At 65.8% G+C, this 10,369-nt stretch carries 9 protein-coding genes; 2 read left to right on the plus strand and 7 right to left on the minus strand.

Features of this window, described 5'->3' with window-relative positions:
* Positions 1–15: 15 nt before the first annotated feature.
* On the plus strand, positions 16–984 hold the full coding sequence (gene dapD / locus JWP90_RS08080) for a 2,3,4,5-tetrahydropyridine-2,6-dicarboxylate N-succinyltransferase (protein WP_297362216.1): 969 nt from the start codon (positions 16–18) through the stop codon (positions 982–984).
* 98 nt (positions 985–1,082) lie between these two features.
* Positions 1,083–3,563 carry a penicillin acylase family protein gene (locus tag JWP90_RS08085; RefSeq protein ID WP_297362219.1) on the plus strand — a complete coding sequence of 827 codons (2,481 nt, stop codon included), beginning with the start codon at positions 1,083–1,085 and terminating at the stop codon, positions 3,561–3,563.
* Positions 3,564–3,759: 196 nt separating this feature from the next.
* Here the strand turns inward: JWP90_RS08085 and JWP90_RS08090 are convergent, their stop codons facing one another.
* The 7 genes from JWP90_RS08090 to typA all read right to left on the minus strand — a co-directional run bounded on the left by JWP90_RS08090 (position 3,760) and on the right by typA (position 10,268).
* Entirely contained in the window at positions 3,760–5,067 is a 1,308-nt protein-coding gene (locus JWP90_RS08090) for a citrate synthase (RefSeq protein ID WP_297362222.1), read from the minus strand.
* Between the two features lie 143 nt (positions 5,068–5,210).
* A complete protein-coding gene (gene dapC, locus JWP90_RS08095) occupies positions 5,211–6,323 on the minus strand; it encodes a succinyldiaminopimelate transaminase (RefSeq protein ID WP_297362224.1) in 1,113 nt (370 codons plus the stop codon).
* Between the two features lie 4 nt (positions 6,324–6,327).
* The gene (gene fdxA, locus JWP90_RS08100) at positions 6,328–6,645 is read right to left on the minus strand and encodes a ferredoxin (protein WP_297362227.1); all 318 of its coding nucleotides are present in this window, start codon (positions 6,643–6,645) and stop codon (positions 6,328–6,330) included.
* 37 nt (positions 6,646–6,682) lie between these two features.
* Positions 6,683–7,162 carry a hypothetical protein gene (locus JWP90_RS08105; protein WP_297362229.1) on the minus strand — a complete coding sequence of 160 codons (480 nt, stop codon included), beginning with the start codon at positions 7,160–7,162 and terminating at the stop codon, positions 6,683–6,685.
* Positions 7,163–7,204: 42 nt separating this feature from the next.
* Positions 7,205–7,519, minus strand: a complete 315-nt coding sequence (locus JWP90_RS08110) for an AzlD domain-containing protein (RefSeq protein ID WP_297362231.1) — start codon at positions 7,517–7,519, stop codon at positions 7,205–7,207.
* A complete protein-coding gene (locus JWP90_RS08115) occupies positions 7,516–8,289 on the minus strand; it encodes an AzlC family ABC transporter permease (RefSeq protein WP_297362235.1) in 774 nt (257 codons plus the stop codon). The genes JWP90_RS08110 and JWP90_RS08115 overlap by 4 nt, the downstream gene beginning before the upstream one ends.
* 71 nt (positions 8,290–8,360) lie before the next feature.
* The gene (gene typA, locus JWP90_RS08120) at positions 8,361–10,268 is read right to left on the minus strand and encodes a translational GTPase TypA (RefSeq protein ID WP_297362237.1); all 1,908 of its coding nucleotides are present in this window, start codon (positions 10,266–10,268) and stop codon (positions 8,361–8,363) included.
* Positions 10,269–10,369 lie beyond the last annotated feature (101 nt).

The following is a 10,369-nucleotide window of genomic DNA, read 5'->3' on the forward strand; positions in this document are numbered from 1 at the left end:
CGCTAGCCTTGAGGCATGACAAGCACTTCCGGAAACCCTGCCATCCCGACCCACGCGTGGGGCTACGGCCTCGCCACGGTGAGCGCCGACGGAACGGTGCTCGACACCTGGTATCCGGAACCGCGGCTCGGCACGCTGCCCGCCGCGCGGGAACGCTGGCTCGCACCCGCAGAGATCGAAGCCCTGGCCATCCCGGACGAGCGCCGTAACGTCCGCGTCGACATCGTCACCGTCGAGGTCGACCTGCGTGAGCAGGCGAAGGATACGCCCGACGCTTACCTGCGGCTTCACCTGCTGAGCCACCTTCTCGTCCAGCCGAACACGATCAACCTCGACGGCATCTTCTCCCACCTGCCCATCGTGGTGTGGACCAATGCCGGGCCCGTCCATCCTGACGACTTCGACCGGCTGCGCCCGGCCTTGTCCCGTCAGGGCATCCACGCCACAGGCATCGACAAGTTCCCCCGGCTGCTCGACTACGTCACGCCGTCGAAGGTGCGGATCGCCGACGCCTCCCGGGTGCGCCTCGGAGCGCACCTCGCTCCAGGCACGACCGTGATGCACGAGGGGTTCGTGAACTTCAACGCCGGGACCCTCGGTGTGTCCATGGTCGAAGGCCGGATCTCGCAGGGTGTCGTGGTCGGTGACGGTTCGGATGTCGGCGGCGGTGCCTCGATCATGGGGACGCTCTCCGGCGGCGGAACCCAGCGGGTCTCGATCGGCGCACGGGCCCTTCTCGGTGCGAACTCCGGGATCGGCATCTCCATCGGCGACGACAGCGTCGTCGAAGCGGGCCTGTATGTCACAGCCGGTACAAAGGTTCTTGTCCTCGACGGCGCAGAAGATGGCCCTCGAACCGTGAAGGCCGTCGAGTTGTCCGGCGTTCCGAACATCTTGTTCCGACGGAACTCCGTCACCGGCGCGGTCGAAGTCCTGCCACGCACCGGCGCGGGGATCCAGCTCAATCAGGCCCTCCACGCCTGAACCCTTCCTCTGCCTCTTCACAAAGGAGTGATGTGGTCCGAACCTCAAGCCGCGGTCGGCGATCGCGCGCGTTCACCGTTTTTCTCAGTATCACGGCGGTGTTCGTTGTCGTTGTTCTCGTCGGCGGCGGCCTCGGGATCTGGACTGTGCAACGTTCCTTTCCCCAGGTCTCCGGCACGCTCACGGTGCAGGGGCTCGACGGCGACGTCAGCGTCCAACGCGACGACGCCGGCATCCCGACGATCGAAGCAGGCAACGCCCACGACCTGTTCCTGGCGCAGGGGTTCGTTCACGCCCAGGACCGTTTCTGGGAGATGGACTTCCGTCGTCACGTGACCAGCGGGCGGCTCTCCGAGTTGTTCGGCGAGTCACAGGTCGGGACGGACACCTTCGTGCGGACCCTCGGCTGGCGCGCGGTCGCCGAGCAAGAAGTCAAACTCCTCGACGCAGAGACCCTCGGCTGGTACCAGGCGTACGCCGACGGGGTGAACGCCTACCTCAGCCAGCGAAGCGGTGCGGACCTGTCGCTGGAGTACGCCGTTCTCGGGCTGCAGAATCCCGGCTATGAACCGGAGAAGTGGACGCCTGCCGACTCGGTCGCGTGGCTGAAGGCAATGGCATGGGACCTCCGGTCGAACCTGGAGGATGAGATCGACCGAGCGCTGCTGGCCATGGAACTGACGCCGGAGCAGGTGGCCCAGATCTATCCCCCGTACCCGTACGCCGCGAACCCGACGATAGTTCCGTCGCCGTCGGCGGTGCCAGCACCGGCATCCGTCGGCTCAGCCATCCCGATGGCAACGACGACGGACGGCACGGTGGACTCGCTTCTCGAGCTGCGGGGCGTGCTTCAGAAGATGCCAGAGCTGCTGGGGCGCGCGGGTCCGGACATCGGCTCGAACTCCTGGGTGGTCTCCGGCGAGCACACCGCATCGGGCAAACCCCTGCTCGCCAACGACCCGCACCTGGGCCCCGCCCTTCCGTCGGTGTGGTACCAGATGGGTTTGCGCTGCTCCACCGTCTCGGCTGAATGCCCCTTCGCCGTCACCGGATTCAGCTTCTCCGGCATGCCGGGCATCATCATCGGCCACAACGATCGGATCGCGTGGGGGTTCACCAACCTCGGTCCCGATGTCGCCGACCTGTACCTGGAGAAGGTGTCAGGCGACACGGTCGAGCTCGATGGCGTCGCAACGCCCCTCACCGTCCGCGAGGAGACAGTGAAGGTCGCCGGCGGGGACGATGTACCCATTCGCATCCGTTCGGCCTCTCACGGCCCGCTCGTCACCGGGATCAGCGGGGAGTTCGGCGACATCGCCGCGGACTACCCCGCGACCGCCGAATTGCCGGAGGGCCGGTACGAGTTGTCCCTCCAGTGGACGGCTCTCACGCCGGGGCGCACACCTGGCGCCATCTTCGCCGTCAACAGGGCAACCGACTGGGAGAGCTTCCGCGCAGGCGCCAGGCTGTTCGACGTGCCGTCGCAGAACCTCGTCTACGCCGACATCGAGGGCAACATCGGTTACCAGGCGCCCGGGCTCATCCCCATCCGCCAGAGCGGCGACGGAACCCTCCCGCAGCCGGGCTGGTTCGCATCGACGGGTTGGGCCGGCTACGTGGACTTCGATTCGCTGCCGTCGCTGTACAACCCGCCGTCCGGCTACATCGTCACGGCGAACAACGCCGTCGCTCCTGAGGGCGCCGCTCCCCTGCTGACGAGGGACTGGGATGCGGGTTACCGCGCCTCCCGCATCGTCGAACTGATCGAGCAGTCCATCGCCTCAGGTGGCCGATTCACCGCCGACGACATGAGCAGCATCCAGGCCGACAACGCGAACGCCATCGCCGAGCGAATCGCCCCGTTCATCGCCGACCTCGCGCCGTCCGGCAACGCCCGGCTGGGCAAACAACTCCTCGACGGATGGGACTTCCACGACGACGCGAACAGCGCACAGTCCGCGTATTTCAACATCTTCTGGCGGAACCTCCTCGAGGGGACCTTCGCGCCCAAATTGCCTGACGACATTCCGCCTGCAGGCGGGTCACAGTGGTTCCAGGTGGTCGGTGCGCTCCTCGACGAACCCGACTCTGAGTGGTGGGCGGGGCCCGAGGACTCCATCGTCACGCGGGACGACGCGCTCACGCTTGCACTCAGCAAGGCCTGGACCGAGGCGGTGCAGCTGATGGGGGCCGACCAGGGCGACTGGACCTGGGGCGAACTGCACACCCTCACCATCCGCAACGCGAGCTTCGGCGAGTCCGGCATCGCACCGATCGAGATGCTCTTCAACCGGGGTCCGTACGAGCTTGCCGGCGGCTCCTCTGTGGTCAACGCTGTCGGCTGGTACGCGCCGGAAGGGTACGTCGTCGACTGGGTCCCGTCGATGCGGCAGGTGGTCGACCTGGCCGACTTCGACTCGTCCACCTGGATCAACCTCACGGGCGCGTCAGGGCACGCCTTCCACGCCAACTACGTCGACCAGACCCCGCTTTGGCAGAAGCAGAAGACGCGCCCTTGGCCGTCCACCCCGGATGCGGTGACAGAGGCGACGAGGGACACGCTGACGCTCGAGCCGTAAACCGTGGTGCAGTGGCGCCCGCGGGTCGACCTGGCGGCACCGACCTCAAATTCAGCAACCGCCCTCAAATTCAGCACATCTTCCCCGACACGCCGTAGGAGAGCGCTCCCAACTCGGCGTGTCGCACAGATCTGCTGAATTTGCAGTACCGGGCAGGACGCCCGTGCGTGCAGACGGCCCGCACGGGCCACACAGCTCAGCGCTGGGGAAGGTTGCGTTCCGCTGCGCCGGTGTACAGCTGCTGGGGGCGACCGATCTTGGTCTGCGGGTCCTCGTTCATCTCACGCCAGTGAGCAACCCAGCCCGGCAGGCGGCCGATGGCGAAGAGCACGGTGAACATGCGGGTCGGAAAGCCCATCGCCTTGTAGATCACGCCGGTGTAGAAGTCGACGTTGGGGTACAGACGACGTTCTTTGAAGTAGTCGTCCTCGAGGGCGATCTGTTCGAGTTCCTTCGCGAGGTCGAGGAGCGGATCGCTGATACCCAGCTGGGCGAGCACCTGGTCGGCGCTTTCCTTGACGATCTTCGCGCGCGGGTCGTAATTCTTGTACACGCGGTGCCCGAAGCCCATGAGCTTCACACCTTCTTCTTTATTCTTCACCCGGTCGACGAAGCGCTGGACGCCCTCGCCCGAATCCCGGATCCGGCCGAGCATCTCGAGAACGGCTTCGTTCGCGCCGCCGTGCAGTGGTCCGGAGAGAGCGTTGATGCCGGCGGAGATCGAGGCGTACAGGTTGGCGCCGGTCGAGCCGACGAGGCGCACGGTCGACGTCGACGCGTTCTGCTCGTGGTCGGCGTGCAGGATGAGCAACTGCTCCAGCGCGGTCGAGAGCACCGGGTCGATCTCATACGTTTCAGCCATGTTGCCGAAGTTGAGCCGCAGAAAGTTGTCGACGAAACTCAGGCTGTTGTCCGGGTACAGAAACGCCTGGCCGAGCGCCTTCTTGTGCGCGTATGCGGCGATGACCGGCAGTTTGGCCAGCAGACGGATCGTGGTCAGCTCGACCTGCTCGGGGTCGGTGGGGTCGGCTGCGCTTTCGTAATAGGTCGACAGCGCCGAGAGGGCGCTGGAGATGACGGCCATCGGATGCGCGGTGTGCGGCAGCGCCGAGAAGAAGTGCTTGAGGTCTTCGTGGAGCAGGGTGTGGCGGCGGATCTTCTCGTCGAACTCGCCGAGCTGGTCCGCGGTGGGAAGTTCACCGTGGATGAGCAGCCACGCTACCTCGAGGTAGCTGGACCCCTTCGCAAGCTGCTCGATCGGATAGCCGCGGTACCGAAGGATCCCGGCGTCGCCGTCGATGTAGGTGATATCCGACTTCGTGGCCGCCGTGTTCACGAAGCCGTAGTCGAGGGCGGTGAGCCCGGTCTGCCGCGTCAGCGTGGACACGTCGATGCTCGACGCCCCCTGGCTGGAACCCAGGATAGGGAATTCGGCAGTACCTCCGGGGTACGTCAGTGTCGCTTTCTGGTTCCTTGCGCGGAAGTCCTGCTCGACGTCGCCCACGGCGCCTCCTTGTGCTGATTTCGTTCGTCGGACCTGACTCGGGAACCACTGCCAGCCTTGCACGGTCCGGATACAGCCTAATCGGCTCCCAGACCAACTGTCGCATTCACCAACAGGTTCGCCAGGGTGTTGGAGCAATCCTCCTAAGCGACCGTTCCTCGCAGCCGTGCGGCCGCAGCGGCGATGCGTTCGTCCGTAGCCGTGAGCGAAAGCCGCACGTGTTCCGGGTAGAAGTCCCCGTAGAAATGCCCGGGGCCGGCGAGGATCCCGAGGTCGGCGAGCCGCTCGATCGACGCCCAGGCGTCCCGACCCTCGGTCGCCCACAGGTACAACCCCGCCTCGCTGGAGTCGATCCGGAAACCTGCCTCTTCGAGCGCCGGGGCGAGGATGTTCCGGCGGGCACGGTACCGCTCCTTCTGCTGGGCGACGTGCGCGTCGTCGGCGAGAGCCGCGACCATCGCGGCCTGCAGCGGGCCGGGAAGCATGAGGCCTGAGTGCTTGCGCACGTTGAGCAATCGGGCGATCGTTTCGGTGCAGCCAGCGGCGAACGCAGCCCGGTAGCCTGCCATATTCGACTGTTTGCTCAGCGAGTAGATGGAGATGATGTTCGCGGTGTCGCCACCTGTGACACGCGGGTCGAGGATGCTGGGGATCGGCTCGGTCTCCCATATCCCGGTCCAGCCCAGCTCGGCGTAACACTCGTCGTTGATGATCACCGCCCCGAGTTCCCTCGCCCGTGCAACAGCAACCTGCAGGAAACCGACATCGAGGACGCGGCCGTCCGGGTTCCCCGGTGAGTTGAGCCAGATGAGTCGTGTTGACGGCGGCCAATCGGCTGGGTCGTCGGATGCCAACGGCTCGGCCCCGCAGAGCGCCGCACCGATCGCATACGTCGGGTATGCGGCTCGCGGGTGCACGATGGTGTCTCCCGCGCCCAGGCCGATCATGAACGGAAGCAGGGCAACGAGTTCCTTGGACCCGATGCTCGGCAGCACGTTCTCGACGCCGAGTCCGGTCACCCCTCGGCGGCGTTCGAACCAGCCGACGATCGCTTCACGAAGAGCTGGCGTCCCGGCGGTCGTCGGGTAGGCGTGCGCATCGGTGGCGGCGGACAGCGCCTCACGCACGACCGCTGGGGTGGCATCGACCGGGGACCCGATCGAGAGGTCGGCGATGCCGTCCGGATGCAGCCGCGCGCGTTGCGCGAACGGCGCCATGGCATCCCACGGGTACTCGGGAAGAGACTGCAGCGCCACGCGGTCAGGCCTGCGGGGCCAGCGCGGCGACGATCGGGTGGTCGTACTTGATCACGCCGACTTTGGCGGCTCCACCTGGCGACCCGATCTCGTTGAAGAACTCGACGTTGGCCTTGTAGTAGTCGGCCCATTCCTCGGGCGTGTCGTCCTCGTAGTAGATCGCCTCGACGGGGCACACCGGTTCGCACGCGCCGCAGTCGACGCATTCGTCCGGGTGAATGTACAGCATGCGTTCACCCTCGTAGATGCAGTCGACGGGGCACTCATCGATGCACGCTCGGTCTTTGACATCCACACATGGGAGGGCGATGACGTAGGTCACGGTTTGCTGGGTTCCCTTCGATTACAGGAACTTCAGTCTACGCCTCAGGCAACCGTCGAAGGTTCGCCGGAGCTGAGGACGGGTTCCGGTTGGTTGTCGCGGCCGGGCGTTGAGGGATCCGTGGCCAGGCGATGACGACCGTCGCGACGAGGACGGGGGCAACGGTCCAGACCAGTCCGGCGACCCCCTGCGGGATCAGGATCGACCCGCCGGCGCTGGCTACCGAGAACAGGGCGATCATCCCGACCATCCCGATGGCGGCGAAGAGCACGGGGACCCGATCGTTGAACAGCAGGCGGAAGCCGACCAGCAGGCCGAGGGACCCGATCAGTGCGAAGACGAGCCCGACGGGAATAGCAGCTTCGCCGAGACGGAGCACGTTCTGATGGGCGACGGTACCGACGGTGCCGTAGATCGCTCCGACGAGCAGGGACAGCAGCGCGCCGGGGAGACGGGATGCCGGCCGGGAGCCGTTGCCGGCAGGCGAAACGGGCTGGCGGAAGTCGTCGGAGGTCACCGACATAGTTTAGCCGCGCGTGCTGCGCGGGGACTGCGACGCTCAGGCCATCCCGCCCCAGAGGCGGAGCATCGCGGCCACGAGAGCCGCCGCGATCACAACGACGAGGAACGGCAATCGGAGCCAGTACAGCAACCCGGCGGCGGCCAGAGCCGGCACGCGCGCGTCGACGACGAGTGATTGCCCGGCACCGAGGGTCTGCACGGCGATGAGGGCGGCGAGCAAGGCCACCGTGAGAAGGTCGGCCGTTCGCGCCACCGACGGTTTCTCGAGCCAGTGGGGCGGCACCGCGTAGCCGGCCAGCTTGAGGGCGACGCAGGCGATCGAGGCGATCAGGATGACGTGCCACAGGGTCATGGCTTCACGCGCCCTTCGGTTCGGCGCCCCAGCCAGTTGGTGGTGCCGACGACAACGGCGACCACCGCCGCGGCGAGGACGGGCACGCCCGGCGCCACCACGGGTGTGAGCGCCGTGGCCGCTACGGCCGCAGCACAGGCGACGGCGATCGTCTGGTGGCTCCTCAACCGCGGCCAGATCAGGCCGAGAAACGCTGCGGCGGCCGCTGCGTCGAGCCCGTAAGCGCGGGTGTCGCCGAGCAGGTCACCGATGAGGGCTCCGAGAAGGGTTGTGAGATTCCAGCCGACGTAGACGACGGTTCCCGTGACCCAGAATCCGCGACGTCGGGCGGCGGGTTCTCTCTGGGCGAGAGCCACAGCTGTCGACTCGTCGATGGTCAGCCAGGCCGCTGCCGCGTTCTTCCACCAGCTGTTCGCACCGACCACGGGTTTCATCCGCATCCCGTATGCGGCGTTTCTGGCGCCCAAGAGTGCTGCACTTGCGATGGCGGTGCCGCCGGCTGCTGCTCCCCCTGAGGCCAGGATGCCGACCAACGCGAATTGGGATCCACCGGTGAACATGAGAAGGCTCAGAACGCAGGCCTGCCAGACATCCAGACCTGCTGCCACCGCGAGCGCACCGAATGAGACACCGTACGCTGCGGTGGCGACACCGACCGCAACCCCCTGGCGGGTGGCCAGACTCTCGGGCGTGCGCGTGGTCGACCTCGCTCCCGGAAGACGGGAACGGATGCCTATTGGCGCGTCGGGGTCGGATCGTGCGCGCCACATGGAACCAAGAGTATCGGGAACGACGAAGCGCCCGGGGCCGTGGACCCCGGGCGCTCCTGCCGAAGGCGGTTTTACTCGTTCTGCTTCTTCATCCGGCTCGTCATGCGGGCGCGGGCGTTGGAGTCCAGCTCGACCTTGCGAATGCGGATGATCGCCGGGGTGACCTCGACACACTCGTCTTCCCGGGCGAACTCGAGGCACTCCTCAAGCGAGAGCTGGCGAGACGGGGTCATCGACTCGAACGTGTCCGAGGTCGACTGACGCATGTTCGTCAGCTTCTTCTCCTTGGTGATGTTCACGTCCATGTCATCCGAGCGTGAGTTCTCACCGATGACCATGCCCTCGTAGACCTCCTCGGTCGGGTTGACGAAGAACGACATCCGCTCCTGCAGGGCGATGATGGCGAACGGCGTGACAACACCCGATCGGTCGGCGACGATCGATCCGTTGTTGCGGGTCACGATCGATCCGGCCCACTCGTCGTAGCCGTGCGAGATCGCGTTGGCGATTCCGGTGCCGCGGGTGAGGGTCATGAACTCGGTGCGGAAACCGATGAGGCCTCGCGACGGGATGATGAACTCCATGCGGACCCAGCCGGTGCCATGGTTCGCCATGTTGTCCATGCGGCCCTTGCGGGCGGCAAGGAGCTGGGTGATAGCGCCGAGGTATTCCTCGGGGACATCGATGGTCAGGTGTTCGTACGGCTCGTGCGTCTTGCCGTCGACCTTCTTGGTGACGACCTGCGGCTTGCCGACGGTAAGTTCGAAACCTTCGCGTCGCATCTGCTCGACGAGGATCGACAGAGCGAGCTCGCCACGACCCTGGACTTCCCACTTGTCCGGGGAGCCGATGTCGACGACCTTGATTGAGACGTTACCGACGAGTTCGCGATCGAGGCGGTCCTTCACCATGCGGGCGGTGAGCTTGTGACCCTTGACCTTGCCGACGAGCGGGGAGGTGTTCGTTCCGATCGTCATGGAGATCGCTGGTTCGTCGACGGTGATCGTCGGCAGCGGCCGCACATCGTCAGGGTCGGCGAGGGTTTCACCGATGGTGATGTCGGGGAACCCGGCGACGACGACGATATCACCTGGGCTTGCACTCTCCGCCGGGTAGCGGTCGAGGGCTTTGGTGATGAACAGCTCGGTGACGCGCACGTTGTGGACGGAGCCGTCGTACTTCACCCAGGCGACCGTCTGGCCCTTCTTGATGGTGCCCTGGAAGATGCGCAGCAGCGCGAGGCGACCGAGGAACGGTGACGCGTCGAGGTTGGTGACGTGCGCCTGGAGGGGGTGCTCGTCGTCGTAGACGGGGGCGGGGATGTGCTTGATGATGGCGTCGAACAGCGGCTCGAGGTCTTCGTTGTCCGGCAGGCTGCCGTTCTCGGGCTTGTTCCAGCTCGCAGCACCGTTACGACCGGAAGCGTAGACGACGGGAACGTCGAGGACGGCGTCGAGGTCGAGGTCCGGGACATCATCAGCCATGTCGCTGGCGAGACCGAGGAGCAGATCCTGGCTCTCGGCGACGACCTCGTCGATGCGGGCATCGGGGCGGTCGGTCTTGTTGACCAGGAGAATGACGGGCAGCTTGGCTTCGAGAGCCTTGCGCAGCACGAAGCGGGTCTGCGGAAGCGGGCCCTCACTGGCGTCGACGAGCAACACGACGCCGTCGACCATGGACAGGCCGCGCTCGACCTCTCCACCGAAGTCCGCGTGTCCAGGCGTGTCGATGACGTTGATGGTGATCGGGCCATTGGTGGTGTGCTTGCCCTTGTACGACACCGCCGTGTTCTTGGCGAGGATCGTGATGCCCTTTTCGCGCTCCAGTTCGTTGGAGTCCATGGCGCGCTCTTCGAGGTGTGAGTGCTCGGCGAACGAGTCCGTCTGCCGGAGCATGGCGTCAACCAGCGTGGTCTTGCCGTGGTCAACGTGAGCAACAATCGCTACGTTTCGGAGGTCGTCGCGCGAAGCAAGCGCCATGAAGAAAATCCTTACAGAGTATGGATGCCGCGAATTTTCGATTGCGGCGGAAAAGGGATCGATCGGATCAGAGTCCGACCCAACAGAATATCCTACCGCAC

This window comes from Mycetocola sp. (assembly GCF_025464835.1).
Lineage (GTDB): Bacteria > Actinomycetota > Actinomycetes > Actinomycetales > Microbacteriaceae > Mycetocola_A.